Source organism: Bacteroides sp. AM16-24 (genome assembly GCF_003471885.1).
GTDB lineage: Bacteria > Bacteroidota > Bacteroidia > Bacteroidales > Bacteroidaceae > Bacteroides.
The window spans coordinates 134,845-161,174 of the sequence record NZ_QRKI01000002.1; the positions used below are offsets into that span (position 1 = coordinate 134,845).

At 36.8% G+C, this 26,330-nt stretch carries 38 protein-coding genes, 3 tRNA genes and 1 pseudogene; 35 read left to right on the forward strand and 7 right to left on the reverse strand.

Features of this window, described 5'->3' with window-relative positions:
- Nucleotides 1-45 precede the first annotated feature (45 nt).
- Nucleotides 46-282 carry a hypothetical protein gene (locus tag DW182_RS02970; RefSeq protein WP_143851022.1) on the forward strand — a complete coding sequence of 79 codons (237 nt, stop codon included), beginning with the start codon at nucleotides 46-48 and terminating at the stop codon, nucleotides 280-282.
- Here the strand turns inward: DW182_RS02970 and DW182_RS02975 are convergent.
- The 6 genes from DW182_RS02975 to DW182_RS03000 are packed head-to-tail and all read right to left on the reverse strand — an operon-like array spanning nucleotide 274 to nucleotide 3,682.
- The gene (locus DW182_RS02975; RefSeq protein ID WP_118294624.1) at nucleotides 274-732 is read right to left on the reverse strand and encodes a hypothetical protein; all 459 of its coding nucleotides are present in this window, start codon (nucleotides 730-732) and stop codon (nucleotides 274-276) included. The genes DW182_RS02970 and DW182_RS02975 overlap by 9 nt on opposite strands.
- Before the next feature lie 45 nt (nucleotides 733-777).
- A complete protein-coding gene (locus DW182_RS02980) occupies nucleotides 778-1,104 on the reverse strand; it encodes a hypothetical protein (protein WP_118294625.1) in 327 nt (108 codons plus the stop codon).
- A gap of 45 nt (nucleotides 1,105-1,149) precedes the next feature.
- Nucleotides 1,150-1,548: a hypothetical protein gene (locus tag DW182_RS02985; RefSeq protein WP_118294626.1), complete on the reverse strand. Its 399-nt coding sequence runs from the start codon at nucleotides 1,546-1,548 to the stop codon at nucleotides 1,150-1,152.
- A gap of 2 nt (nucleotides 1,549-1,550) precedes the next feature.
- Nucleotides 1,551-2,498, reverse strand: coding sequence for a hypothetical protein (locus DW182_RS02990; RefSeq protein ID WP_118294627.1), 948 nt, complete (start codon nucleotides 2,496-2,498; stop codon nucleotides 1,551-1,553).
- Nucleotides 2,499-2,540: 42 nt separating this feature from the next.
- Nucleotides 2,541-3,296: a hypothetical protein gene (locus tag DW182_RS02995; protein ID WP_118294628.1), complete on the reverse strand. Its 756-nt coding sequence runs from the start codon at nucleotides 3,294-3,296 to the stop codon at nucleotides 2,541-2,543.
- Between the two features lie 2 nt (nucleotides 3,297-3,298).
- Nucleotides 3,299-3,682: an XRE family transcriptional regulator gene (locus DW182_RS03000; protein WP_118294804.1), complete on the reverse strand. Its 384-nt coding sequence runs from the start codon at nucleotides 3,680-3,682 to the stop codon at nucleotides 3,299-3,301.
- 166 nt (nucleotides 3,683-3,848) lie between these two features.
- On the opposite strand from DW182_RS03000, the gene DW182_RS03005 reads away from it, so the two are divergent.
- The 34 genes and pseudogenes from DW182_RS03005 to DW182_RS03170 all read left to right on the forward strand — a co-directional run bounded on the left by DW182_RS03005 (nucleotide 3,849) and on the right by DW182_RS03170 (nucleotide 23,431).
- The gene (locus DW182_RS03005; RefSeq protein WP_118294805.1) at nucleotides 3,849-4,172 is read left to right on the forward strand and encodes a hypothetical protein; all 324 of its coding nucleotides are present in this window, start codon (nucleotides 3,849-3,851) and stop codon (nucleotides 4,170-4,172) included.
- Between the two features lie 391 nt (nucleotides 4,173-4,563).
- A tRNA-Phe gene (locus DW182_RS03010) sits at nucleotides 4,564-4,635 on the forward strand.
- Nucleotides 4,636-4,657: 22 nt separating this feature from the next.
- Complete coding sequence (locus tag DW182_RS03015; protein ID WP_118294629.1) at nucleotides 4,658-4,855, forward strand: hypothetical protein; 198 nt, start codon at nucleotides 4,658-4,660, stop codon at nucleotides 4,853-4,855.
- Between the two features lie 468 nt (nucleotides 4,856-5,323).
- Complete coding sequence (locus tag DW182_RS22390) at nucleotides 5,324-5,470, forward strand: hypothetical protein (protein WP_233564068.1); 147 nt, start codon at nucleotides 5,324-5,326, stop codon at nucleotides 5,468-5,470.
- Between the two features lie 152 nt (nucleotides 5,471-5,622).
- Complete coding sequence (locus DW182_RS03025; RefSeq protein WP_118294631.1) at nucleotides 5,623-5,820, forward strand: hypothetical protein; 198 nt, start codon at nucleotides 5,623-5,625, stop codon at nucleotides 5,818-5,820.
- 4 nt (nucleotides 5,821-5,824) lie between these two features.
- Nucleotides 5,825-6,091 (forward strand): hypothetical protein, encoded by a 267-nt coding sequence (locus DW182_RS03030; protein ID WP_118294632.1) that lies wholly within the window; start codon nucleotides 5,825-5,827, stop codon nucleotides 6,089-6,091.
- 49 nt (nucleotides 6,092-6,140) lie between these two features.
- The gene (locus tag DW182_RS22090) at nucleotides 6,141-6,287 is read left to right on the forward strand and encodes a hypothetical protein (RefSeq protein WP_158580780.1); all 147 of its coding nucleotides are present in this window, start codon (nucleotides 6,141-6,143) and stop codon (nucleotides 6,285-6,287) included.
- Nucleotides 6,288-6,294: 7 nt separating this feature from the next.
- Nucleotides 6,295-6,378: transfer RNA gene (locus tag DW182_RS03040), tRNA-OTHER, on the forward strand.
- Nucleotides 6,379-6,466: 88 nt separating this feature from the next.
- Nucleotides 6,467-6,582: transfer RNA gene (locus DW182_RS22095), tRNA-OTHER, on the forward strand.
- 657 nt (nucleotides 6,583-7,239) lie between these two features.
- Nucleotides 7,240-7,953 (forward strand): hypothetical protein, encoded by a 714-nt coding sequence (locus DW182_RS03045; protein ID WP_118294634.1) that lies wholly within the window; start codon nucleotides 7,240-7,242, stop codon nucleotides 7,951-7,953.
- Complete coding sequence (locus DW182_RS03050) at nucleotides 7,950-8,855, forward strand: hypothetical protein (protein ID WP_118294635.1); 906 nt, start codon at nucleotides 7,950-7,952, stop codon at nucleotides 8,853-8,855. The genes DW182_RS03045 and DW182_RS03050 overlap by 4 nt, the downstream gene beginning before the upstream one ends.
- Nucleotides 8,848-9,267 carry a single-stranded DNA-binding protein gene (locus DW182_RS03055; protein WP_118294636.1) on the forward strand — a complete coding sequence of 140 codons (420 nt, stop codon included), beginning with the start codon at nucleotides 8,848-8,850 and terminating at the stop codon, nucleotides 9,265-9,267. The genes DW182_RS03050 and DW182_RS03055 overlap by 8 nt, the downstream gene beginning before the upstream one ends.
- Nucleotides 9,268-9,271: 4 nt before the next feature.
- Nucleotides 9,272-9,703, forward strand: a complete 432-nt coding sequence (locus tag DW182_RS03060; protein ID WP_118294637.1) for a DUF1367 family protein — start codon at nucleotides 9,272-9,274, stop codon at nucleotides 9,701-9,703.
- 152 nt (nucleotides 9,704-9,855) lie between these two features.
- Nucleotides 9,856-10,521 carry a DUF4494 domain-containing protein gene (locus tag DW182_RS03065; protein ID WP_118294806.1) on the forward strand — a complete coding sequence of 222 codons (666 nt, stop codon included), beginning with the start codon at nucleotides 9,856-9,858 and terminating at the stop codon, nucleotides 10,519-10,521.
- Between the two features lie 2 nt (nucleotides 10,522-10,523).
- Nucleotides 10,524-10,940, forward strand: a complete 417-nt coding sequence (locus DW182_RS03070) for a VRR-NUC domain-containing protein (protein ID WP_118294638.1) — start codon at nucleotides 10,524-10,526, stop codon at nucleotides 10,938-10,940.
- Nucleotides 10,941-10,943: 3 nt separating this feature from the next.
- Entirely contained in the window at nucleotides 10,944-11,609 is a 666-nt protein-coding gene (locus tag DW182_RS03075; protein WP_118294639.1) for a DUF6291 domain-containing protein, read from the forward strand.
- The gene (locus DW182_RS03080; RefSeq protein ID WP_118294640.1) at nucleotides 11,596-11,853 is read left to right on the forward strand and encodes a hypothetical protein; all 258 of its coding nucleotides are present in this window, start codon (nucleotides 11,596-11,598) and stop codon (nucleotides 11,851-11,853) included. Before DW182_RS03075 ends, DW182_RS03080 begins: the two co-directional genes overlap by 14 nt.
- A 261-nt stretch (nucleotides 11,854-12,114) precedes the next feature.
- Nucleotides 12,115-13,833, forward strand: coding sequence for a ParB N-terminal domain-containing protein (locus DW182_RS03090; protein WP_118294642.1), 1,719 nt, complete (start codon nucleotides 12,115-12,117; stop codon nucleotides 13,831-13,833).
- A gap of 27 nt (nucleotides 13,834-13,860) precedes the next feature.
- Nucleotides 13,861-14,610 carry an HNH endonuclease signature motif containing protein gene (locus DW182_RS03095; RefSeq protein WP_118294643.1) on the forward strand — a complete coding sequence of 250 codons (750 nt, stop codon included), beginning with the start codon at nucleotides 13,861-13,863 and terminating at the stop codon, nucleotides 14,608-14,610.
- A complete protein-coding gene (locus DW182_RS03100; protein WP_118294644.1) occupies nucleotides 14,600-14,875 on the forward strand; it encodes a hypothetical protein in 276 nt (91 codons plus the stop codon). Before DW182_RS03095 ends, DW182_RS03100 begins: the two co-directional genes overlap by 11 nt.
- Before the next feature lie 10 nt (nucleotides 14,876-14,885).
- Nucleotides 14,886-15,317, forward strand: a complete 432-nt coding sequence (locus DW182_RS03105) for a hypothetical protein (protein WP_118294645.1) — start codon at nucleotides 14,886-14,888, stop codon at nucleotides 15,315-15,317.
- A 15-nt stretch (nucleotides 15,318-15,332) separates the two neighbouring features.
- Complete coding sequence (locus DW182_RS03110) at nucleotides 15,333-15,806, forward strand: hypothetical protein (protein WP_118294646.1); 474 nt, start codon at nucleotides 15,333-15,335, stop codon at nucleotides 15,804-15,806.
- A gap of 9 nt (nucleotides 15,807-15,815) precedes the next feature.
- Nucleotides 15,816-16,046 (forward strand): hypothetical protein, encoded by a 231-nt coding sequence (locus DW182_RS03115; protein ID WP_118294647.1) that lies wholly within the window; start codon nucleotides 15,816-15,818, stop codon nucleotides 16,044-16,046.
- Between the two features lie 258 nt (nucleotides 16,047-16,304).
- Nucleotides 16,305-16,478 (forward strand): hypothetical protein, encoded by a 174-nt coding sequence (locus tag DW182_RS22235; protein ID WP_199678539.1) that lies wholly within the window; start codon nucleotides 16,305-16,307, stop codon nucleotides 16,476-16,478.
- 340 nt (nucleotides 16,479-16,818) lie between these two features.
- A complete protein-coding gene (locus DW182_RS03125; protein WP_118294649.1) occupies nucleotides 16,819-17,610 on the forward strand; it encodes a hypothetical protein in 792 nt (263 codons plus the stop codon).
- 22 nt (nucleotides 17,611-17,632) lie between these two features.
- The gene (locus tag DW182_RS03130; protein WP_118294650.1) at nucleotides 17,633-17,830 is read left to right on the forward strand and encodes a hypothetical protein; all 198 of its coding nucleotides are present in this window, start codon (nucleotides 17,633-17,635) and stop codon (nucleotides 17,828-17,830) included.
- A 334-nt stretch (nucleotides 17,831-18,164) separates the two neighbouring features.
- A pseudogene (locus DW182_RS03135) lies at nucleotides 18,165-18,587 on the forward strand (hypothetical protein); the annotation flags it as partial.
- Between the two features lie 398 nt (nucleotides 18,588-18,985).
- Complete coding sequence (locus DW182_RS22100) at nucleotides 18,986-19,150, forward strand: hypothetical protein (RefSeq protein ID WP_158580781.1); 165 nt, start codon at nucleotides 18,986-18,988, stop codon at nucleotides 19,148-19,150.
- Nucleotides 19,151-19,166: 16 nt separating this feature from the next.
- Nucleotides 19,167-19,460, forward strand: a complete 294-nt coding sequence (locus tag DW182_RS03140; RefSeq protein ID WP_118294651.1) for a hypothetical protein — start codon at nucleotides 19,167-19,169, stop codon at nucleotides 19,458-19,460.
- A gap of 57 nt (nucleotides 19,461-19,517) precedes the next feature.
- On the forward strand, nucleotides 19,518-20,174 hold the full coding sequence (locus DW182_RS03145) for a ParB N-terminal domain-containing protein (protein WP_118294652.1): 657 nt from the start codon (nucleotides 19,518-19,520) through the stop codon (nucleotides 20,172-20,174).
- A complete protein-coding gene (locus DW182_RS03150) occupies nucleotides 20,143-20,895 on the forward strand; it encodes a hypothetical protein (RefSeq protein ID WP_118294653.1) in 753 nt (250 codons plus the stop codon). The genes DW182_RS03145 and DW182_RS03150 overlap by 32 nt, the downstream gene beginning before the upstream one ends.
- A 111-nt stretch (nucleotides 20,896-21,006) precedes the next feature.
- Entirely contained in the window at nucleotides 21,007-21,546 is a 540-nt protein-coding gene (locus tag DW182_RS03155) for a hypothetical protein (RefSeq protein WP_118294654.1), read from the forward strand.
- A gap of 65 nt (nucleotides 21,547-21,611) precedes the next feature.
- Nucleotides 21,612-22,391 (forward strand): DUF3560 domain-containing protein, encoded by a 780-nt coding sequence (locus DW182_RS03160; RefSeq protein WP_118294655.1) that lies wholly within the window; start codon nucleotides 21,612-21,614, stop codon nucleotides 22,389-22,391.
- Nucleotides 22,392-22,720: 329 nt separating this feature from the next.
- Nucleotides 22,721-23,431 carry a phosphoadenosine phosphosulfate reductase family protein gene (locus DW182_RS03170; protein ID WP_118294657.1) on the forward strand — a complete coding sequence of 237 codons (711 nt, stop codon included), beginning with the start codon at nucleotides 22,721-22,723 and terminating at the stop codon, nucleotides 23,429-23,431.
- Between the two features lie 298 nt (nucleotides 23,432-23,729).
- Here the strand turns inward: DW182_RS03170 and DW182_RS03175 are convergent, their stop codons facing one another.
- Complete coding sequence (locus DW182_RS03175) at nucleotides 23,730-26,027, reverse strand: ABC transporter permease (protein WP_118294658.1); 2,298 nt, start codon at nucleotides 26,025-26,027, stop codon at nucleotides 23,730-23,732.
- Nucleotides 26,028-26,330: the final 303 nt, after the last annotated feature.

Consider the following 26,330-nt stretch of genomic DNA (forward strand, 5'->3'; position numbering starts at 1 on the left):
TATTTAAAATTCTTATATTTGTGCATCACTAAAATGCTTATAATTATGATATCCGAGACTAAAGTAAATTTAGGAGCTAAGTCCTCTATTAAACAAAACTATGTAAAAGACATCCAAGGCTCTATTGAAAAGTTACGGCAAATGGCGGAACTTATGCTTGATGGACGTGTGATCATGTCAGTTTCTGCTAAAAAAGATATTCAGAAAGCAGATACCACTCTTTACGCTGCATATTTAATTCAGGTTATTTCTATACTTGAATATCTATTCCCGTCAGAGTAATAGAGATGATACGCTAAAGATAGCTTTCGCAATTTCTACTACATTCGATGCACTCTCAAGCGCTGGGTTGGCTTTTTTGAAGAATTCTTGAAGCTTGCTTTTTTCTTCTTCATCTAAATTTTGGTAGATGAGTTCAATATTTCTTTTGAATAAGTCCAGCTCAGCACTGAAACCACCTTTCTCTTTTAGTATGTGTAATCCGTCTTTTATCAGATAATCGTCATAACCAATTTTCTTTAATAAGCCTCTCTCAACAAGACCTTCTATTATAATCTCAAATTGTTGTTCGCTGATCGGCGGATTAGGTATATCTTCATATTCAAAATGAACTTCTTTATTTCCTTTTGAGGCTTTAAGAATACTATTGATTATATCATCCCTATGTTCTGACGTGATGAATTCGGGATATTCTCTTTCATACTCTGGGTCTGCTGTTCTGAATGTTCTCATAGGCTTAGTTGTTATGGATTATATTCTGTTACGTGCTATCATATCTTATTTCCCAGTAACCGTGAATTTTGTACTGTCTCCTAATTCTTTTAGAATATTTCTTTTTTCTTCTCCTAATTTATTGTCATTTACTGGTGCATTGCTTTCATCTGCGATTTTTCTTAGTAATCGTATGATTTCTTCTTGGTTAGAAACCATTTTATTGATTTTCCAGTACCAGCATAGGAGTTCCCGGCATACAATGAATATAACTAAGAAGATTATCAAAAAGAATAAGACGTCGCTATAGTCTCCACCGTTTGTGCTAGCTGGAGCTTGTGCGAATAGTGATGTTGGCAATAATGCAAGTAATGATAATGTAATTTTCTTCATAATTGTATGTTTTTATGTTCAGAGTTAATTATTGGTTATTGGTTTTTATCTTAGATATCTAAAGTATGAAGTGAAAAAACGTGATAGGTTAACGAATAGGTAAATTACTAAAATACCATCCATCATTAATATAATTCGTTCAAAAATAATATTTTCTGATAAACAATGTATGTAGAGTTGGCACAGTACATAGATAAATAGAGAAGCTACTGAAATAGAAGCAATTGCTTTGTTGGCTTTCTTTTGCTTTTGGACGTAGTTTTCTGCTATTCTATATTTAGCTTTTGTTTCTGGACAAGCTTTTCCTGAGGTAATAAAATCTGCTATTTCATTCATATATTCCTTTTTATTGGCAATAAAAGAATAAATAACTGTGAATATAGTTATACCTATTCCAAATATAGCTAAATTAAAACTGCTAATGTCATTAATTAAAGTATTCATATTTAACTCATATAGTTTGTAACAACACTTTCTAATTTATCTATTACAAATTTATCATCATAAAGTTTAGTATTATATTCATCTTCTGTTATGGAAATGCTCTCATTGAATAAACTTTCAATCAATAAAGCATATTTCGTTTTAGCTTTTTGATAATCCTTTCTTATAGTTTGGCTAACTTTATATTCTTTTTTTCCCAGTGGAATATTGAAGATTTTCTTTTTAATTGTGATGTCTCCATCATCATTTATTATATCTATGATTTTGCTTGATGGTATTTTAGCTAAATTAAATTCTTTTTTACTGTAAATTTTACCCGCAACAATATAGTCATTAAAATTTGCATCATGTATATTGTTAGTAAATTCAACAGTTTGAAAATTTGCAGTTACATTATTAATAATGGAATATTCTTTTAGTTCTTCTTCAAAATCCTTAGCTTTGAGATTACAAATTCTTAGACTTAATACACGTTTTATCATTTCTTTAACCATGCGAATAAATTCTTGACTATCTTTGTTTGGATCGTCGTATATAAAAATATTCCAGTGTCTTTTAAATTTTGTTCTTCCTTTTATAGTCATAGGGTACATTACTATATAGTGATGATCACTACCTATTTTAACATCCTTTGTCATAGGTATTTTCTCTGACGTCTCAATATATCCATCACTTAAATTAGTTTTATGTGCACTCATTTTAATGAATACAACTGGACTTCCATGCATATCTTTTCTTTGAGCATCAAGCTTTACGATCTCATGGGTGTAGTTCTTACTTCCATTTTCTAATACAATTTTATTTGTGCTTGAGCATTTGAATTTTTTAATTTTTTCGCATACAATTCTGACCATTTCTTCTCTATCGATATCGAATAGAGAAATTTCCTCTTCCTCTATTTTTGTCGTAAATACAGGAATTCGTATTGTCATTAATTTAAGTCCTTTCATAGTATATATTGTACTTAATTGTGTTATTTATAATTGGATATATTATTTGATATTACGTTCATTCTTCAGCATTGCCAACTCGCCGTTTAACTTTCTCTCTTTCTCTTCAAGTAACTGTATAGTATTTGACTGCTCATTGATTGTTTTTTGAAGAGTAGTTATGGCATTTACTAACATTGGAATACTACTAGAACTAATTACCGTTTGTTCTGCTGGTGCCATAATTTCTTGTTGTTTCTTCTTTTTCAATAGATTGATAGACCATTTTCTTTTTTTATTATTCCAGATTATTAGTTTTGTTTCTTCAAAAGCATTATCTAATAATTTATTTACATCTTTTTCAAAAGTAGTAAACTCTTTATTGTATGTATTTGGATATTCTTTCTCGTTTTTTTTATCACTTAATATTATATGTAGCTTATCCTTTAAATACATAGCTTTTTTTGTTATTTCATTATATTGAGAATACAGTTTTTTATCTAAATAGAGAGATAGTGCAAAGTCACAACATTTTAACCTGTTGAATGGTGTAGTTACTATTCTATCTATTTCATTTTCTGGATAATTAGGTTTTAAAAATTCTATTGGGAAATTTTTCATTGATGTTCGATAATTAAAGTACGCCTCGATATAATTATTTATAGATTTTAATACTTCATTATGGCTTACAGAAAACGCAATTTCTTTTTTCTTTAGTGCTGATTTAAACATTTCATTAATAAAGAAACATAATACGCTGATTAAAAGCATTATTTTATCCCAGTGATTAAGGATAATGTTTATTATATCATTATTCATAATTATCTGATATTGCGTTCGTTTTTCAGCATTGTTAGCTCGCCGTTTAGTTTGCGAACCTTGTCTTCATATACTTGAATTGTTTTCGATTGTTCATTGATTGTGCCTTGGAGTGTGGCGATAGTATCTACTAATCGAGAAATACGTTCTGTATTCTCGTCTTTTGATTGATTTGCTGAAATTAGCATCTCACCCTTTCCGCGAAGTAACCAATCTGAAGAAATTTCCTCAAACGAAGATGAAATTGCGACTATTGTTGCAAGACTGACCTCTCTTTTTCCTATTAGCTGATTGTTGATAGTTGTTGGCTTTAATCCGCACTTAAGAGAAAATGCTCTCTCAGACAATCCTGTGTAGGCAATAACTTCTTTAATTCTGTTTATCATAACCAATCAATTGTTAAATATCCACAAATGAGGATATTATTCAAAGTTTATATTTTATTATATCCTCATTTGTGGATATATTTGCATCATCAATCAATCAATACTCCAAATATAGAGATAAAGATTGATTTTTCAAAGTAATGTTTCACTTAAAATAAACGCTAAAATGAAAAAGTACAATTTATCAGAAATTATGAAAACGGCTCACAATCTTTATAAGACTGGTAAATATACTTGGGCTGAGTCTTTGAAAAAGTCTTGGAAAATGGCAAAGTTTAGAATCTCTACAAGGATAGGAGCTTTGCAAATTAAACAAGAGATGGAAGCCGATAAGGATGCTGAGAGAAAGCGATTGCAAGAGATAAATTCTCAATATATAAATGTCATTCCTGCAAAGAGAAGTCGCTATGACAGTTTAGACATTCCTGCATCTGCGTATTACAATCCAAACAGTACCGGAAGGTTTGGAGCCCACTACGTAGGTGACTAAATAAGAGTAATTCGCAAGAAGGTATTTCTCTTACCGGGCAAAAGAAGCTGGGGCATTGCATAGAAACGCGTATATGCGAAGCCAACCGTCCGGGCGAATACTCTCCATTTGAAAGTCAAACCAAAAACTATAAAGCTGGGACTTCCCGGCACCCAGTCCGGTCTTTGAGCCTACCCTTTAATGGGAGACTGGGAACTATAAGAGAAGAGTTCTATGACTTATTGGTGAATGGAGGTTGTAAGTTTCCTCTGCTGAAAACCAAATCGAGGTGAATAGGCACAACTTACCAACGACATAATGCTGTGAGGAAGGGTCAAACTCATGTCGTTGTAAAAATAATCAGTTAGACAATTTCTTGTCGGTAAATCGTGGAATTTACTTTATGTATATAGGTGCCATAGCTCAGTCGGTAGAGCGGAGGACTGAAAATCCTTGTGCCCTGGTTCGATCCCAGGTGGCACCACTAAATTTTAAAACTGGAGCTTATGCACGCTTATAAAGACATTGAAACAAGGGATTTATTGAAATTGATCCCTATTGAAGACGTGGTTGAATACCACGGCAAGGGCAAACTCGTTTCAGAGATTGGCATTGAGGAAACACTCGACTGGATAGGCGAGGAAGAGATTCTAAAGTATATTGAGGCGACAGGACTGCTTGCCGCAATTAGGGGGAAAAAGTAAGAAAAGAACCTAATGCTGTACAGGTAAGCGTAGTAAATTATGAAAAAGAATAAAAAAGCAACCACCCCCAATGAGAGCAGTTGCTAATCAAAAACTTTTCTTACGAAAAGACAAAGAAGAGACTACTACTTATGTTGTTCAGATAGCTTCTTCTCGATCTATTGTTAGATAAACAATTTAATGATATGCAAATGGTTGTTTTACATGAGTAAGAATTTATGTAAGGCGTATATCGTTAACGCACAAATGAATATAAAGAATGAAATATAAGACCATTTTTCACAAAATAAAAAGAGCTTACCTCTCTCGCTACCTTTATGTAATGAGAGAATATCTAAAGACACATCCTCGTGGATATATTGTTCTATTCTATGATAGCAGGTGTGAGCAGTCTTGTCGTTCTCTACTTTATTCTCGTATAGGGAAATACTTGAGAAAAGGATACATAATATATCCAATAAAACAGCAATGGCAAGGAGAATCCTGCTGCAAGTGCTGTCCGTGGAAGAACTGTTTAAAGATACGATTACCGCGAACATAGCGGATGCTACGGCTAAAAAAGTGCTTTGGACTCTAAAAGTCCATTCGTTTCTTTTTTCAAGAACGTTCTGGTAGTGTTCTACCAAATCTAAATAACCATTCATATAAGCTTAATTTTAATTTGTTCACTTCAAAGTTAAGCAATCCTCCGGTTCAATTTACATTAGCGAATAATCTTGAATCGGAGGTCTTTTTATAATCATATAATAATCAGTTAAATAACTAATATGGAAGAAAATAAGAAAAGTGTAATGTGTATCATCCGTGAGATGGAGAAGGATGCAAAAGAGGTTTTTCCTATTTCCAAGAGGGCATATGTCCTTAATCTGATATCTTATCGGCTTAAGGAAAAGGAACCTGAGAAGAAATGGGAGATAAAATCCGATAATGAGAAGGGTATTTTTACTGTTACCCGTACCACTTAGAATTATGGACGTGGCGTATGCAAATGGCACCGCTGAGATATTGCTTGACAGTATTCTTGATGTGATGTCTACTGAGGCATTTAGTAAGGATAAAGCTGCGTATATAGTCGGTGGTGAGAAGAAGTTGTTGAGGCTAATTGAAGCTGGGGAGATTGATAGCGATAAGCCGTCTAATAGCCAAAATGGTAAATGGCGATGCAATGCCGCTCAGGTTCTGAGACATTGCAGGTGTATGAGAAAGAAGAAGTATAAACGAAAACGTAAAAGTTAAAAAAATGAGACAAATTAGAGTGGTTCAAACGTTGGTCGTTATCTGCGCAATGTGGGCGGCAGTTTGGCTGTCTGATGGCGATGGAGCCAGTGCAAAGGAACGTGCTGCTGGTGCGATTATTATGGTACTGGTATTGGTGATGTTGACAATCCAACATCTAATCGAAGAGCAGTCGAAAAAGAAAGCCGATAACTAATCGGTTCTCTGGTGTAGCTCAGTTGGTAGAGCGTATGATTTTTTTTTGAAGGTTTATCATAATGTCGGCGGTTCGAGTCCGTCCACCGGAGCAAGTAACTTGTGAAAGCGAACATGTATCATAACAATGGTGCATCATTAATCAATCAAAAGTCCACCGACTGTGGTCGGTGGCATTACGGGCAATTAGCTCAGTTAGGCAGAGCGGTACATGAAAATTGTTGGTAGTTTGTCATGGTATCTTTTTAATGGTTTCATCATGTACAGGTCGCGGTGTTCAAGTCCCGCATTGTCCACGAGGATAGTCCTCATATTATTAACCAATAATGCCGGTGAAAAGGACACCGTCGGGATAGCCCCGGTATTTATTTGATTTATAATTATTCCTAAAGTAGTTTGTTTACATCCCGGTGTAGCGTGATTGCTTATCCGGGAGCAAGTAACCCGCGAGGGGGAATGCATTTAATGAAATTTAGTAGTTTTGTCGTGTTTTATTTTGTGTTAGTATTGGGTGTATCGTCTGTGAAGATAGTACACCTTTTTTATTTCGGAGAAGTGGCGGAATTGGTAGACGTTAGAAAGCTATGCAGATACTCGTTGCACTTCACACTGTAAGTGGCCAATCGGTTGGAACGCTGCAATCCCGGTTCAAATCCGTTACCGTCCACAAGCCTTTAGGATGGAAGAAGCGAAATAGAAGCAAAAAGGCTCATGTAGTTTACGGGCTGCTGGTATAGATTCTGGCTGACACGACGGAAAGACGCCGAAAGACTGCATGGGTGTTTCTATTAGAGCTGAAGTTGTTATCATGTGAATGCCCCGGAGAATACTCTTCGGGGTTTTTAAATGGTGAAAATGGCGTTAAAATGGCGAAGTTTCTGTTTGCTTATCTTGTCAATAAAGGATAACTTTATAGATGTAATAAACTATAAGTCAAACCAATAAATTAAATTATGAACGCGAATACTTATCCAAGTGTTGAAGAACAGGAAATGAATCTCAGTATTTTCAACGGTGTTAAAAGTGTACCAGCAGAAGCTCTTAGAGAAATTCAGGCAGGACGTCTCAGAGGTAAAAGTGACATTAGCCCAATGTGGCGCATCCAGAAGATGACAGAAGTGTTTGGAACTTGTGGCATTGGATGGAAATATGAGATTGTCAAACAATGGCTTGAATCGTTTGAACAACAGATTCGTGCTTTCTGCAACATCAATCTTTATGTGAAGATTGGTAATGAATGGTCTGCCGCTATTCCTGGCACTGGTGGTTCATCTTTTGTAGATCAAGAGAAAAATGGCCCTTACGTTAGTGATGAATGCTATAAGATGGCATTAACTGATGCATTGTCAGTGTCCATGAAAGCGCTTGGAGTTGCTGCTGATGTCTATTTCGGGTATGATGGTAAATCCAACAATACTAAATATAATGCAACTCCACCTTTTCAGGATAATCAGGGCGGAATTACACCTGTTCCGGCTGCACAGCCTGCTAATTCTACATTTAAGGTATCTGATTTGGAAAAGGCTCTTAAAAATATGAGAGAGGTTAAAAGTAGGGAAGAGCTTGAAAAGGTCTGGTATGCAAATAAGCCTTTGACGAACAACAAGGAGTTTCTTGATGTGACAAAGCAAATGAGTATTATTTACCCCAAAAAAGAAAGTGTATGATAGATTTGATAAAATCAAATGTGGTCTTCAATGAGGAAGACCACACTTATTTCCTTGGAGACAAGGAACTGTTCGGAATTACCGGTATGATTGGCAGGCAATTGTTTCCAGGAAAATATGGTAAGATTCCTAAACATATTTTAGAAAAAGCGGCGGCCAAAGGACGTTTTATTCATTCGCAATGCCAATTTGTTGATGAAACAGGTTTGTGCACTGACTGCATCGAGGCTTCTAATTATTTGAAAGAACGTACTTCTGCCGGTTATGTTCCTCTAGCCAATGAATATCTGGTATCAGACAATGAGTATTTCGCTACTCAAATTGATAATGTTTGGTTGAAAGTTGATAAGATTGCTCTATGCGATATAAAGACAACTTATTCTCTTGATAAAGAGTATTTGTCATGGCAACTCTCTATTTGCGCCTATCTTTTTGAACTTCAAAATCCTTTGCTTAAAGTAGATCAACTCTTTGGCATCTGGCTCCGTGACGAAAAGTCTGAGGTAGTAGTGATCGAGAGAAAACCAGATTCTGAGGTGATACGGCTTCTTGAATCCGAAAAGAGAGGCCAACAGTTTGTAGCTTCTGCTCTTGTACCAGCAAATGATAATCAAATAATTGCTGTTCAAAATCTAAATTCAATAATCGAAGTTGAAGAAGCTATTGAAGCATTAGAGAAAGTGAGGGATGGGTATAGGGCTGATTTGAAAAAAATAATGAAGGAAAAGGGTATCAAATCCTGTGAAGTTGGGAGGTTAAAAGTTAGCTATACTGTAGCTTCCAAACAAAAGAAATTTGATTCAAAGAAGTTTCAGGCAGATCACCCCGATTTGTACTCTAAATATCTGACAATTACAAATAAGTCTGACAGTATTCAAATTAAACTAAAATCGGATGAATAGAATAACACTTATCGGGAATGTTGGCAAGGAACCCGAAATTAGAACATTGGAAAGCGGTGCTAAGGTGGCCGTTTTCACTCTTGCTACAAAAGACAGAGCGTTCACTTTACCTAATGGTACGCAAGTTCCAGAACGGACCGAATGGCATAACTTAGTATTATGGAAAGGATATGCTGAGGTAGCGGAGAGTTATATCCATAAGGGAGATAAACTCTATATTGAGGGTAAATCGAGAACAAGATCTTATGATGGAAAGAAAGGTGAGAAACATTATATAACTGAAGTGCATGTTGAGGGGATGGAAATGCTGACATCTAAACAACAAACACCTTCAGTTCCCGTATCACCTTCCCCATCTCAGGAGCATATTTTACCTTGGGAACGAGAAGATATAGTGTTACCAAATCCGTAAAGTTATGGAAATCCTGCTATTGAATACTCCTGAAGGTCTTAAGCCTTGCTATGATAGAGACTATGACGAAAAAAAGAAATTAGTACTCGGTAAAATGTATAAGGCAAAGATTACAGAGCCTCGTAACGTTGGATTTAATAACAAGTATTTTAAAATGATAGATCTCGCCTGGGAGTATCAGAATGAAAAGGTGTGCGAGCATTTTAAGAATGATGTGAAACGCTTTCGTAAAACTGTTGAGGTTGCTGCTGGCCATTGTGATACAGTCTTTAATCTAAGGACGAAAGAGTGGGTGGATGTTCCCAAATCCATATCTTTTGAAGAAATGGATGAGTTTCAATTTCGGGAGCTTTACGACAAAGTGAAAAATGTACTCTTTACAGTTTTTTTACGTGATATCAAGGTGGAAGAGTTTGAACGCTTTCTGAATTTCTAATGAATATCTCTAGAACTGACATCCGGGCAATAGAGCATTTGCTAAGGCAGTGCTCCATTTTTATTGAACGTACTGCACCAAAGGTTTTGCCTGATCAGGACCTGGCTCGTCGATGTAAACAGATGATTAAGAAGTTGAACAAAAAAGGATATATGATGCATACATGGTTTGAATGTAAAATCCGTTACGAGAAAGTGATGGAAAATGGTATGAACAAGAAGGTCACGGAACCTTATCTTGTGGATGCTCTCAGCTTCACAGAAGCCGAAGCGCGTATAATTGAAGAAATGACACCGTTTATTTCAGGCGAATTTACAGTATCAGACATCAAACGTGCCAACTATAGCGAATTATTCCCCAGTGAAGAAGAGGCCGCCGACCGCTGGTTCAAATGCAAACTGGTCTTTATTACTCTGGATGAAAAAAGTTGTGCCGAAAAGAAAACATCCACTCAGGTGTTGGTACAAGCTGCCGACCTGCGTGACGCTGTTAAGAAGCTGGACGAAGGCATGAAAGGTACGATGGCTGATTATATCATTGCATCAGTGTCTGAAACACCTCTTATGGATGTATATCCATATGCAGAACGTCCGGAACATCTTGATAGTATAGCTGAAGCTGCAAATTCTCCTGTTGTAAGCCATTTCATCACCTCTTTGTCTGATAATTGCAGGACTTCAATCACAGTAGCCGGCAAAGCTGTTATCATTGATAAAACCGGGCGTAATACCCGTGTTATTCCTGATAATTCGGAAGAGATTCCCAAAGGAAAGAAAAAGCCGAGTGCTAAAGGTTCAGGTAAGGTTAAAGAGAAATAACCATGACCTATGATGAGTTTTTAGAGCAAGAACGTAACCAGCCCTCTCGTAAGAAGCCAGTTGATCTTGAGCATCAAATTCAATGCGCCTGTATAGACTGGTTTCGTTTGGCCTACCCTAAGCTGCAAAGTCTTCTTTTTGCTGTTCCTAATGGTGGCAGACGTGATAAGGTGACTGGTGGTAAGCTGAAAGCTGAAGGTGCCCTTGCAGGTGTTGCTGATTTGATACTGCTTATACCCAAGAATGGGTATGCTTCACTTTGTATCGAGATGAAAACACCTAACGGCACCCAGCGTGATTCTCAGAAGCTCTGGCAGAAGGAAGTTGAGGCTGTAGGTAATAAATATGTGTTATGTCGTTCATTGGATGATTTTATCCGTGAAGTAACGAGTTATCTGAAAGAGACTGTAATGTGCTGATGTATGGAACGTAAATCATTTGTGTTTTATAAAGAGTGGAGAGAGGCTATTAAGGATTTGCCGGATGATGTCAGGCTGGAAATTTACGAAAGCATTGTCGAGTATGCTACAACGGGAAATATTCAGGGGTTGAAACCATTGGCAAAGATTGCTTTCAACTTTATAAAACCGACAATTGATAAGGATGCCAAGAAGTATTTAGCTATTACAGAGAGAAATAGGACTAACGGTAATAAGGGTGGAAGACCAAGAAACGAAACTCGTGAAAACCCAAATAACCCAATAAAACCCAGTGGGTTTTCTGGCAACCCAAATAACCTTGATAATGATAATGATTATGAAAATGAGGATAATAAATTATCCTCCCCCTTACCCCCATTGGGGAATAGAGGAGGAAATTATCTTTCATCTCCTTTATCTCAAAAAGATGGTAAGCCCCGAAATTTTGAAGGTTTATGTGAAAGTCTTAAACACTTGAATCTTTCTGAAAAAGAACAGAATCAAATCTATGTCCTGTCCAATTACGGTGAGATAGGCAATCCAGTCTGGAAGTATATTCAACAGTGCATTGATAGCATTGGAAAGTCTACCTCTGATAAAACCAGAATTAAAACGCCTGGTAGGTATATAATTTATAAAATGAAAAACGAAGAAAATGCTGGAACCTAAGTATTATATAATCAAGATACAAGACACTTATTTGGCTGAATTATTGTATTGGTGGATACAATTTGATAAACCATGTAAGCTGCTATTTCAAAAGCCTAAGTTTGCGGAGAACGTTAATTTAACTGGTGTTCGGGTTACTGTAACTACGGATGAAGCTGCTGAATTTATTCTCAAAGCGAAATCAGCGACTGGATTTAAACTATTAAGAGAAGATGAAAATCACAATCTATTGGAAAACGAATGAGATTGAGTGCATAAGACTGATTAGAGAATTATGCAATCTTCCTTCTGGCATAACTGTAAATGGTGAAACGACAGCCAATGTATGCGAAAAAGATATTGAGTTACTTCGTAAATACGAGAGGCTAGATTTCATCCAGTTACGTAATAAGCCTTGATGAAAATGGCGCTAAAATGGCGAAGTTTCTGTTTGCATAACTTGTCAATTTACGATAACTTTACTGATGTAAGGAACTAAAAGTCAAACCAATATAAAAAAAGAATTATGGAAATTCAGAAAATTAAAATCGAGAAAATTAGTGCTTCACCCCTTAATCCGAGAAAGACTTTCGATGAAGTTGCTATTGAAGAACTTGCAGCCAATATTGAGAAACAAGGTCTACTACAGCCTATTACGGTCAGACCTACATCTGAGGCACCATATTTGGATGAAGATACCGGTGAGGTTATTAATGTGAAAGACACTTACGAGATTGTTTGCGGTGAACGCCGTTTCCGTGCTCTTCAACGGTTGAAAGCAAAGGAAGACGAAGCGAACATTGCCAAAATCAAGGCCCATCGTAAAAAAACAGAGTTGTATCAAACAATCTCCTGCATTGTCAGAGAGATGACAGATGATGAGGCTTTTGACGCTATGATTACCGAGAACCTGCAACGCAAAGACGTTGATCCCATCGAAGAGGCATTTGCTTTCTCTCAGTTAATGGAGAAGGGACGTACATTGGAAGATATAGCATTGAGGTTTGGGAAATCTACCCGCTTTGTTTTCGATCGTGTAAAATTGAACAGCCTAATACCGGAATTGAAAGCTCGTGTTAGGGATGGGGAAATTCCAATTTCCGGCGCAATGATCCTCTCTAAACTTGATGATACCGAACAGGCAAGGTTTCATAATGATAATGAAGGACAGTGTAATGTGATCATGATAAGAAGATTTGTGAGTAATTCCTTTATGGAGCTGGATAGGGCTGATTGGATTAAGGATAATGTAGATATCTGGGATGATGGTACATTCAAACCGTGTGCTGAATGCGAGTTTAGTACAGCAAATCACGGTTGCCTATTCTATGAAATGAATAGCGAAAAAGCTAATTGCACCAATCCTATATGCTACAAGAAGAAACAACTTGCTTATGTCCTGCGTAGAATACAAGCAGAAAATGGTATTCTCGTCAAAAATGGTGAGCCTCTGGTATTCGGGAAAACTGTTATTGTTGATGATGGCCCGCAATCATACTGGAGTGAAGAAAAGAAAACTATGCATGATAATACATTAGAGGCTATTAAGCAGTTAGGCTATTGCATTGTTAATCCGAATGAAGCCTTTAGAAGTAAATGTTGGTACGATGAAGAAGATGAACGTCTTCAAAAGATGCTTGATGATTCTGAAATTTACCGCTGTATATCTTGCTTTGATTACTGTGGGCCAGAGTTTAAAGTTCAATACTATTACATTAGAAAAGATGTTGCTTCTACTACATCAGCACTTGCAGATCCTAAAGAAATTGAAAAAGAAAAGGTAAGGGTCCAATTGAAGAGGGCAAAAGAGATCGTAGTGGAAAAGACTGCTGAAACCCTGCGTACCTGGGCACAAGAGAAACCTTACCATGAGCGAAAAGTTGAGTTAACAACCAATGAACAGCTTGTATTTGATGTGATGGTTCTCAGCCACTGCAAGAGTTCTTTTCTTAAATCACTCGGCTTGGATAAATATGATAAAAAGAGTGATTTTATGAAGTATGTTGAGAATAACCAAGCTGATAGGGCACAATGGTATCGAGCTTTCATCGCTGAATCTTTGTCAGATAACAATGTGAATTTCTATCCTTATTTGCAAAAGTGCCAGAATCTTTTGTTCTCTGAACAGTATCCGGATGAATATCTTGAATTAGGCAAAAAACTTGGTGCATCATTTGAGAAGAAACAAAAGAAGCTCAATGCTCAACTGAAAGCACTTGATAATACTAACACAGAGGAAGCCTAACGGTTTCCTCTTTTTTCAAGGTACACCATGAATAAGACTTGGAGTAATGAACAGTTAGCTATTCTTGATAGAGAATATCCAACTGCTGATCTAAAAGAATTAGCCCAGTCTCTGGGTAAGACGAAAAGTGCTGTTAGGGCAAAGGCTAAATGTCGTAGATTGAAGCGCTCATCTGATGTAAAGGTATGGAACCCTAAAAAACAGGAAAAACTGATTGCCTTATATCCGAATCATACTAATCAGGAAATAGCTTCACTCCTTGGTTCAACCGAAAGTGCTGTTGGAGGAAGGGCTTTTAAACTGAAACTTAGGAAGTCACCGGAATTCATGTTAGAACATTCTTCAAAGGGGTTCTTTCCAAAAGGACATCAACCGGTCAACAAAGGACGTAAACAAACAGAATATATGTCTATTGCTCAGATCGAGAAAACGAAGAAGACGCGTTTTAAAAAGGGGGATATTCCAAAGAATCATAAACCGATTGGGTATGAACGTATTACCAGAGACGGATATATTGAGGTAAAGACTACTGAGCCCAATGTATTTGAATTGAAGCACAGATTAATCTGGACTAAACACAATGGGGCGATTCCCGCTGATTGCGTTATTAGATTTAGGGACGGCAATAAACTGAATGTGGATATATCCAATCTTTATCTTGTGAGTAAGTCTGAGAATATGATATCTAATACAATTCACCGCTATCCTCCTGAATTGAAGAAAGCTATCAGGGCGTACGGAAAACTTAAAAAAACGATTAAAAAGTATGAAGAATAATATTAGTATAGATAGTTTGAATACACACTTGTTTGAAGCTATCGAAATGCTGAAAAACAATAGTGATCCTAATGCATCTGCCAATGAAAAGATAGATGTCAATACCGCAAAAACCATTGCTGATTTGGGAAAGGTAGTCATAGAAGGCTATAAAGTCAAAGCACAGGTTTTAAACATTATGGCCAAAACTGACAATCCCAATAGTACTAAACAACTTTTGGGAGGTGCTGGAATAATATCACAGGAACTTCAAATTGAACAATAAAGAAGAAACTATGATAGAGAAAACTATATATATTGCTGATGACAACAGTCGATTCGACAGTAAAAATGATTGTATTCACTATGAACATCTATGTGCTGAGGTTGGCGCAGCCATGTCTTTATTGAAACCGCGTCCCAATGAAGGGTGTGATTTTGAAAATGGGGGTGGTTATATTCAACAGCACATTCAAACTTGTGAACTTGTAAGGAAGCAGATATTAGACATATGTGCTCTTGAAATGCCTTATTGGGAAAGAATAATAAAAGAATGTGGAGATGGTCTACGTCATATATCACATGCAAGTAGAATTATATATGATTATAATAATAAATGCTTTTCTTATGCTTTAAGTAGGTTACAGTGTATTGATTTTACTAATGGCAAAGAGTTCGGACAACCGTACTATGTTTCCCATCAAGATGAAGTAACTAATGAAATCTAACTTATAACTAAGTATATGAGTAAAATAAAGTTTAGATATAAATTTGATTCAACAGCCTATGTCGTAGATGAGAAATATTTTCTTGAAATAGAGCGTATAGCAAAAATGAATAGCGAGAAAATAGAGAAACTGGCTGAAAAGAAATTCAGGACTTATCTTAATGATGGTATGAATCCTATCAAATTGGAATTTAGGATAAGAGGAGTGGAAGAACTTGTAGGTCATTCTGTCATAACTGAAGGGAATTATAGTGAAAGGGGCTATCCGATGTCTGTTCCAGAAAAGATAAAGTATGCCATTGTTGATGACATTACAGGTTATGTTGAAAAGAAATTTGAGCATTACAAAGATGATTGTCAAAAGCTATTTGACAAAATTTACAAGAAATCAGAAGAAAGAAATAAAAAGAAAATAAGGTTCTGGAAATCTCTTTTTACTGTTACTTTTTTCATGCTGCTAATTGAATGTATTTGTAGAATAATTCAATAAAAGTCAGATATGGACAAAATCAAATGTATAACCCTCGATAAAGCAGCACAGGATGCTTTGCCAGAACACATCAAAGTTAATATGAAAGCTGACAGAGAAAAAGCTAAACAATGGGCATACAAGAAGCTATGTTATAACTTCGAGTATCAATTTGGCTCTAATATTCCTCATTGTGCGAAGAAAGGAGTATGTGATGAAAATTGTGAATACATGAGAAATTTCAAAACAAGAAAGAAATAAATTATGGCACATTACACATTTGAGATTTTTAAATATAAGTTGCTAACTGATAAGGACGGAGATACTTATAAAGATTATATTGACGAATTGCCAGATCTCACAATCAAGGCAAATAATTATATAGAGGTAACCTTAAAGGCACAAAAATGCTATCCGTCTGATAAATACACACATCGACTTATAGATACGAACGAGGAACATTGGCCCGCTGATACATCAGTATTTTAGTTTAAATCAAATCAAGAAAGGAACATTTGTATGGATGATAAACAAATATGTGGCGAATGCAAGCTATTCACCAATGAAGATTCATTCGGTAACGGATGGTGTGAATTTCATAAGAAATATTCTTTTTGTGAGAATGTAGCTTGTGAAGATGGAATTGAAATAAAGGGAGACAAATCCTCTGATACGGGTAATAATAATCAATAAAAATAAAACATGAATAAAAAGAGGGTGTTTTTACGTACACCCTCCAAAACGTTTAGAATAAACCAAGAGTATGAGCAGCCAATAAGATTTGAGCCAGCTTACTCAATCGGTCTAAGATTTTATCAATCTTTGCCATATTCAATCAAATTAATGATTATGAGATTGAGATTAATTTAATCAAGCAATCTCTAAATAAATGGCGGTTTTGATAACAAAAAAGCACTTCTGCTCCGGAAGCTACTTCTTCTGCCTAGAGTTTGATACTCATTGGTAGTTCTCGCAAGGCAATCAAGCCGGAATCAAAAAGGAATTGCAAATATAAGAATAAAAAACAATAATTATGATAATAGCATGGTTTTCTTGCGGTGTAACATCCGCAGTAGCTTGTAAGATAGCGTTGAGTCTGTACAAAGATGTACAGCTATATTATATTGAAACTGGCTCCTGCCATCCGGACAACGCTCGTTTTCTGTCTGATTGTGAAAAGTGGTACGGGCAACCTATCCACGCTATCCGAAGCGACAAATATACTTGCGTAGCCGATGTTCTACGGAAAGGATTTATCAATGGTGCGCATGGTGCTGCTTGTACTCTTGAACTGAAAAAGAAAGTTCGGTATAAGTTGGAAAAGGAGATTGGTTCTTGGGGCGGGCAAGTTTGGGGATTCGATTACGACCCGAAAGAGATTAACCGGGCTATCCGGCTAAAACAACAATATCCAGACACAAAGCCGCTATTTCCGCTTATTGAAAAGCAGATTACGAAACCGGATGCTATGGGTATGCTTTGGAAAGCCGGTATTAAAATCCCCGCTATGTACAAGATGGGCTACAATAACAACAACTGCATCGGTTGTGTGAAAGGTGGCATGGGCTACTGGAACAAAATCCGGAAGGACTTCCCGGAGATATTTGCTCAAATGGCACAGATTGAACGTGATGTAGGCGCAACGTGTCTAAAGGATAAAGACGGGCGAATTTTCCTTGATGAACTACCAACATGGCGAGGTGACACAATAGAAGAAATTATACCGGATTGTTCTCTTATCTGCCAAATTGAGTTTCAAGAGATAATCGACAGACAGGTAGAACGAGTTTTGAAAGGAGAAATTAGTATTAACGATGTAGCCTAACAAGGCTCAAAACAGAATAGATATGAAGAAAGAAGAAATTATAGAAATGGCGGAGAAATATTCAAGTAAACGCCATATCCAAGATGGGTATTTAGCTGGATTTCAGGCAGCGTGCAATATCATAAGGCAGAAATACCAAACATGCTATAACGAGGATTTTTGCGATGAGATGGAAGAGCTTGCACAAGTTGCATATATGGATTTAGATATTGATGATTAACGTAAAACAGTACAGTAATGAATAAAATGAGAACACTAAAACGGAAGAAGCCGCCCGGAGGCAGCTTCTTGTGTCGGTGACACTGCATTTTGATAACGCATCTTTTCTTTGATAGAATCATATATCCAAGCGGATACAATACCAGTTACTATTGGTAGGACTATATTTAATACAATAAATGTAATCATGATTCTTTTTCTTTTAGAAATTTTGCGGTAATAGCACCTAACATTTATCTGGGATTCGAACCCATAAACGCCAACAGGCATTTTTACCCTATTGTTTGTAAATGCTATTACAAAGATATAAAAGTGATATTATAATTAAAAATATTATGGCAAAAATTTATGTAGCAAGTAGTTGGAGAAATTCCTATCAACAAGACGTTGTATCATTTCTCAGAAATGAAGGTCACGAAGTGTATGACTTTACCCATCCCAATGGTGATATGAGTTATGGCTTTTCGTGGTCGAGTATTGACCCCAATTGGCAGAATTGGAGTACCCAACAGTATCGGGAAGCTCTCAACCATCCGATTGCGCAAAAAGGATTTGATTTAGATTTCAATGCAATGCAGTGGGCGGATGTCTGTGTTATGGTTCTCCCTTGTGGTCGGTCAGCTAATACAGAAGCCGGATGGATGAAAGGTGTAGGTAAAAGAGTTATGGTTTATTCTCCAAAGGAGCAAGAGCCGGAACTTATGTATAAGATATATGACTTTATCAGTGATAGCATGTTTCGAATCAATGATGAAATAAATAAGGTGTATTCTGAAAATCAAGATGCAGATACTTCGGGCAATTTAGAGGAAATGGAAGAACGTTTTTGCCTTGTACTGGAACACGCTACATTGGGAAGTATGAGTCGTTCTAACTATGATTTAGAAACAATGAAATCTGTCATTGATGATGCACAGCAAAATCATTATTATGGGGTTGTTAAGTCTGATTTAGAACTGCTAATCAAAGATGGTGGTACAATTGAAGATTTGAAGGACTATATCAAACGATTAGAGTAAATCAATAAAAAAATGAATATGAATTGGAGAGGGATTAGTTGTGCGCTTATCTGTGCGATACCTATTGTGGCCATTATTTGTGATACAGTAAAGAAAGTGTTTGAGATGAAATATAAAAAAGAAAATGATAATGAATTATGAAATACATTGTGAATCGGGCTGAATTGTTTGACTCTTCTGATAAGAAGACAGTTATAAAGAATATGAATGAGCCGACTAATGACGTAGAGGTCTTTAGGGAAGAAATTTGTAAAAAGTATGGTTGTGAGCGTGCGTTGTTAATGTACACTCAGGTGAAGTAATATAAAAAGTATAGCTATGATAACCTTAAACAAGCTTGCAGTTAAATGTTTGAGAACTGCGATCAAAAGAGGAAAAATCGGCAAGCATAGTTCAGCAAAAGCGATAATTGTCGCTATATCTGCTGAGTGGCGTGAGTTGTGTAATGCCTCTGAGTATCGTAGTATGCATATTCCTAAATACTCAGAACAAGAGGAAGAAGCTGCCGATGTCATAATCGCTTCGTTGACATATCTTCAAAAAATAGGTTGTAAAGACATAGAACAGCTTATAAAGGACAAGATAAATTTTAACGCCAAGCGAGAGGATTAAGGTTGTTATACTGACTATGGTGATGTTGATTTTGTGTTGTTGAAAAAATAGTTAGTTATGACAGAGATTATTTCCGTTGCCCTCCTGGACTTTAACAAGGGGCAACTTGCCGGGCTTCCAAAGAACCCGCGCTTTTTCCGGGATTATCGCTATGAAGCGATGAAGAAAAGTATTTCTGATTGTCCGGAAATGCTTGAACTACGTGAGTTGATTGTCTTTCCGTATTCGGATGGCAGGTACATTGTTGTTTGTGGTAATTTACGGCTCCGGGCCTGTAAGGAACTTGGCTATACCGAGCTTCCTTGTAAAGTCTTGGAACCGATTACTCCAGTCAGCAAATTACGCGAATATTCCGCCAAAGACAATATCAATTTTGGTGAGAATGATTTGGATATTCTGCAAAATGAGTGGGACAGGGCAGAGTTACAGGACTGGGGTATGGAGTTTGCACCGGAAAAGACTGAGGATGAATTCAAGGAACGCTTTGAAGCCATTACAGATGATACCGCTGTTTATCCTCTTATCCCTAAGTACGATGAAAAACATGAGCTCTTCATTATTATATCAAGTAATGAGGTTGATAGTAATTGGCTGCGTGAAAGGTTGAACATGCAGCGCATGAAATCGTATAAGACCGGGAAAGTGAGTAAGAGTAATGTTATTGATATTAAAGATGTCCGTCATGTCCTGCAAGATAGTAATACCAAGTCATAAGCGCCATGACCGGGTGTTCGCTAAAAAACTGGTGAACGATCCAATAATCTGTGTTGCTGAGAGCCAGGCAGATTTGTACCGGCAGTTTAATCCGGATTGTGAAATAGTAACTCATCCTGATGATGTGATAGGTCTTATTCCCAAACGTAATTGGATGGCAAAGCATTTCAGAGAGTTATTCATGCTCGATGATGATGTACATGCTTGTAAAGCAATATATGCCGAAAAGGGTGAGCCTTGCCGTGTAAAGGATAGGGACTTAATAACTCATATCATATTGTCTTTACATGATATAGCCAAGCTAATGGATGTGCATCTGTTTGGTTTTACTTCCCGTATATCTCCTGTGATGTATGATGAGACTGGATTCCTTTCTCTCTCAAAAATGATAACCGGTTGTTCCTATGGTGCTATCTACAACAAAAATACATGGTGGAATGAGGAGATAAGGCTTAAGGAAGACTTTTGGATAAGCTGCTATATGAAGTATAAGGAGCGCCGGATATTGACGGACCTGCGCTATAATTTTGAGCAGAAGAACACATTTGTCAATGCCGGTGGTTTGGCTTCCATTCGCAATCAGGAAGAAGAGCGTAGATCTATCCTTTTCATCAAAAAGAATTTTGGTGATAGTATCTTGTTGAAGAGTGCTACTAATAACGGGAAGGATAAGACAAAGCAGCTTGTAGAGTACAATATTTCCTGCAAATTCAAATTCTAACAGTCTGTAAAAAAGGCGTTTAAATGGCGCTCATTCTGATTGCTATTTCCGTCAATTATGATTAATTTTACTGATGTAATAAACTAAAAGTCAAATAATTAAATTGAAATTATGATTATTAGAACAGTTGGAGGATATGATTTCTATGAGGTGAGTTCTGCCATGCAAAAAGCCATCAGGCGAGCTGATACCGGTGTTGCCGGCTTTTTTGCCTTGGAGCTGTGGGCGAGTGGATATAGGGATTATGTTTGGAAGAGATTATTCACCATCAGTGCTGAGGATTGCTTCGGTATCATAACCAAAGAGATTGAGGCTTTATGGCAAGGGCATGAGCTCGTCAATAAAAAGGCTCCTCAGCCGAAAGGACGCATCTTTGTCAGTAAAGCTGTGATTATCCTCTGTGAGTGTAGGAAGTGCCGGGATGCAGATCACCTGCAAAACTTCATTTACGATAGGAGAGAAGTTGACATTGAAAAGTGGATAGAAGACGTGAGGCGATATCCCATTTCTATTCCTGCCTATACCTATGATGTACATACAAGGGTAGGGAAGAAGCAAGGTCGGACAAAGGCAGAGTTTTTCCAACAGGAATTTAATGCTTTAACTCCCCGGGAGCCTGGATTATTTGATGATTTTCCGTCAAAGAAATAGTTGCGAGCCCACAGTGTAATAGCTGTGGGCTTTTTATATAAGTCAAGCCAATAAACCAAAGAATTATGAACAGAAAAGAAAGACAAGAGGCGAGAGCCAACAGGTACAGAGAACTTGCAGAAAAAGCTAACAAACAGTCGAACGAGGCTTCTAAGCTAAGTCACAGCATGGTAGAACACATTCCTTTGGGGCAGCCCATACTTGTAGGGCATCATTCGGAAAGAGCACATCGCAGTTTATTGGATCGCTCCTGGAACACTTTGGGGAAATCTGTTAAACTTAGTGAGAAAGCTGAGTACTTTGAGCAAAAGGCCGCAGCGGCAGAAAATAATGATGCGATTTATCTTGGTGACGATGATGCTGTGGAACGATTGGAGGCAAAATTAGCAAATCTGGAAAAAAAGCAGGAAACGATGAAAGAAACCAATAAGATCATCCGGTCAAAGAAGTTGTCTGAAGTTGAAAAGCATGATAAGCTAATTGAATTGGGATATTCCGAAAATGGTGTTAGGGAAGCCTTTACTCCTAATTACATGGGAGATATTGGCTTTCCGAGTTATTCTATTACCAACAATGGAGCTAATATCCGCAGAGTTAAAGAACAATTGGAGAAAGCCAAACGGATGAAAGTTGCTGAGGATAAGGAGTATAAGATAGGCAATGTTCGCATTGTTGAAAACTATCAAGAAAATCGACTGCAATTATTCTTTCCTGGAAAGCCTGATGAGGATGTCCGAACTCAACTGAAGCACAACGGTTTTCGATGGTCACGCTTTAACGGCTGTTGGCAGTCTTATCTCAAACACTGGCAAATAGAACGGGCAAAAGAAATCATAGGAGGTTGATCTATGAATGTTTTTCAGTCTGTACCCCGTAAGGACTGCAAGGTATTTGCGAAATGTGGAGTAAAATCCCTTTCGCATTGCCGCAGGTATCGAGGAAACGATGAAGAGTGCAAGAAATGCACTCTCATCCGTCGTAAGCCTCAGAATCGTAAGTTTGATGCAAATGGTAGGGAGATGAAGAAATGTACCCTGTGTGGACATTATTTCTACTTGTACAGGTTCTATGATCGAGTAATTCATCATGGGGATAAAACGTATTACTGTAAATGTTCCCGGTGTCGTATGTGTATGTCAAAAATCAATAGTGATAGAGCTAAGAATAAGAAAATATGAAATATTATGCCTCTGTTAGTTTCGGAAAGGATTCATTAGCTATGCTTTTTATGTTGATCGAGAAAGGATATCCTTTAGATGAAGTCGTCTTCTTTGATACTGGAATGGAATTTCAAGCGATCTATGATACCCGTGACAAAGTTCTTCCAATCCTTGCCAGACTAGGTATCAAGTTTACTACTCTTTATCCGGAACAACCTTTTCTTTGGAATATGTTTGAGCGTCCTGTAAAGAAGCGAGGAACTAATATAATTCACAAGTATGGTTATTCTTGGTGTGGTGGTAAATGTCGTTGGGGAACTTCCCAGAAGTTGAAAGCATTAAAAAGATACACCTGCGACGGCATGGATTATGTAGGTATTGCCGCCGATGAAACTCACCGTTTTGAAAAGGAGAAACGTCCGAACCGTATTTTGATTTTAGTTGAGTGGGGTGTTACAGAAGCCGAAGCCCTTCAGTATTGTTATGATCTGGGGTTTACTTGGAGTGAGAGCGGGCAACAGTTATATGCTTTACTTGACCGGGTTAGTTGTTGGTGTTGTGGAAATAAAAACTTGAAAGAACTAAGAAATATATTTCTATATCTTCCTCAATATTGGATGATGCTTAGAGAACTTCAGGCAAGGACTGAAAGACCTTTCCGTCGTAATTCAGGAGAGACTATTTTTGATTTGGAGAAAAGATTTTCTGATAATACCTCCCTATGAGAATGGCGTTAAAATGGCGAAGTTTCTGTTTGCTAAACTTGTCATTATAAGTTATCTTTACTGATGTAAGGAACTAAAAGTCAAACTAATAAAAATAGATTGTAAAAAAATATGAAAGAGAAAGATAGAAAAGAGTAAGGCTTTGGTTAGGTTTATTTATCATAACCTTTATGTTATTAATATATAGTCTTATTTCTCATTTCTCATTTCATTTAATACAATGTGATATGAGCGATTTTTTATTAAAAGATGGGCTGAAAAGGGGCTGCGCTATATTGGGGGGGCGAAATTATGCTGGTTATATAGTTCTATCACTCTTAATTACTTCTGCCGGGTTTTGCCGTGCAGTCAGCCATACACGCCAGCCTATGCAGAGAGTTATAATAAATGCGGTGCCAATGAATATCACGCAATATATCCATGCGCTTATATTGGTTTGTTCTACGTAATCCTCTAACCAACGCTTCATCAATACGTATCCCAAAGGAAAGGAAAAAATAGAGGCAACAACTAATAAAATCGAATATTCTTTTGCAAACATGTAAAGTATATTTTTCATTGTGGCTCCATTCACCTTGCGAACGGCAATTTCTTTGCGACGTTGTTCGCAACTAAGGGTTACAAAAGAAAATATGCCGAAAGCGGATATTAGGATACAAACTGTAGACATAACTCCCAATACCTTTATGAGCGAGTTTTCCGATTGTATCTCTTTTTCATACTCTTTCTCTGCATCGCGCAGGATATAATGTCTGCCAGGTAGTTGGAGTTCCATAATAGAATCAACATTTTGTTTAAGTTCTTTCCATTGACCGACTTCGTATTTAACTATAATGTCAGTTTCACAACACCAAGGACCTCTGGCGTCACCGGAGTGAACATTCTGTAGAAACATCATTGGAGGTATAGGTACAGTAGGAGCAGTATTATGAAAGTCTTTTACGACACCAATAACTGTATACATTCCTATTTTCATGCCTAACGGATGTTGCACTCCCAGTTTCTTAACCGCTGTTTCGTTAATCAGTATTCTATCCGTGTCATCCTCATTCAGCATCTCTCCTTCCTTTAGTTTTATTCCATAAAAACGTACCAGCCCCAGTGTGTGATACATAATGCTAAATGCAACAGGGGCATCATCTTCTTTCTTATCATCCCACGAAGAGAAGATTCCTGTAACATTTTCTTTATAAGGTATGAGGCTACAGACATTAAGCAAAGTTTCATTTACAAAAGGCATTTTTTTGATTTCATGATTAACTTGTGCTAATTCTCCTTCTGATGTATTCCAGCAAGTCATGGTTGCAATACCTTTTCTTTTGATACCAATATCTGTATTTCGTAGAAAATGAGTCTGTTTTATAAGCACAGTTATGCTGAAAAAGAAAAGCATACCGATGCTAATTTGAAGTATAAGGGCAAATTTGCGGAATAAATGCTGATTTCCTTTAATAGTGTTTTTATGCTTTAAAATAATAGGAGATACCAAACAAAGGGCCAGAATGCTCATGATTACGAAGTACAGTGAAGCTTCAGTGTAAATATTTCCTTCTACCAACGAATACTTTTTAAAGGATTCAGAGGAAAGTTCTATAAAAAACATACCCAATAAACCGGAAAATAGTAGGATAAGCAAAAAATCTATAGTCAGCATCAGATACAAATGACTCATAGATGATCCGCAAACCTTCCTAAGATTGATTTCTCTTGCACGTATATGCAGGCGGGAGGCGAATAAGAATAAATAATTAATTAGTGAACAAAAAATGACGAGTCCGCCTATAGCAGCAAATAATTTCAAATAATGAATCTGTATAGCAATATTTTGCGGTCTGTAATGATATTCTGTAATAGGAACTATACCGAGATTTTTACTGATATCCGTCCTATTTTGATTGTTTTTTATTTCTATTTTAGCTTTCGCTAATTTTCTTTGGAATACATCCACATTGGTTCCTTTACGTAGTCGGATAAGGGTTGTATAGTTTTCCATTGTCGGGTCAGTCATTTGTATGAGATTACCAAGGAAGTCATATGGCAAATTCGTATGTTTGCCAAATCCGGAAACAACTGCACAAATAGTTTGCTGTTCATTGACTTTCTTTCCTATTACGGATGTATGTCCGTAAAGTTTTATAGCTGCCTTTTCGGCTATTGCTACTTTATCAGGAAAATATAGGAAATCAACACTACTTCCTTCTTGAATTTTTACATTAAACATTTTTATGAAGGAAGAATCAATACGGGCAAGGGAGGTATACGAGGTTTGAGTACTGTCTATTTGTATTCTGTCATGATTCCATACGCATGATGATTCTATTTCCGGAAAAACCAGTTTCAGTTGCTTGTGCACTGCGTAAGGCAGGCGGGATGAAGCAAAAACTGTATTCTTGTCTTCTACAAGATTTTTTCGGCCGACAAAATATATTCTATCTGCTCCTTCATGAAAATCGTCATACGTCATTTCATAATGTATCCATAAGGTGGCAAGGGCAAAGCAGGTGAAGCCTAACGCTAGACCAAAGATACTGATAATATTTTGTGTTTTGTACTTCAGGATATTGCGGAATGCTATCTTAAAATAATGTTGTATCATAGTTTATGTTTACTTATCTGTTATTTACTCTTGATGACTTTTATAGAATTTCTAATACTTAGTCATCAAATCTTATGCCAAAATTATAACATCTTGTTTATTAGTTGTATATCAATTTTAAGACGTCAATACAATGTGCGAATATGCACCGTCTTTGTGCATATTCGCACATTGTATAGTATACATGGATCACCCAATTATTGGAAAAGTGTTCAAAAGAGAGAAACTATATTTAGAATGTACTAGGAGTGGAATATAATATTAGGTGAAATATAGATTTGAAACTATGTGTGAGGCGAGTTC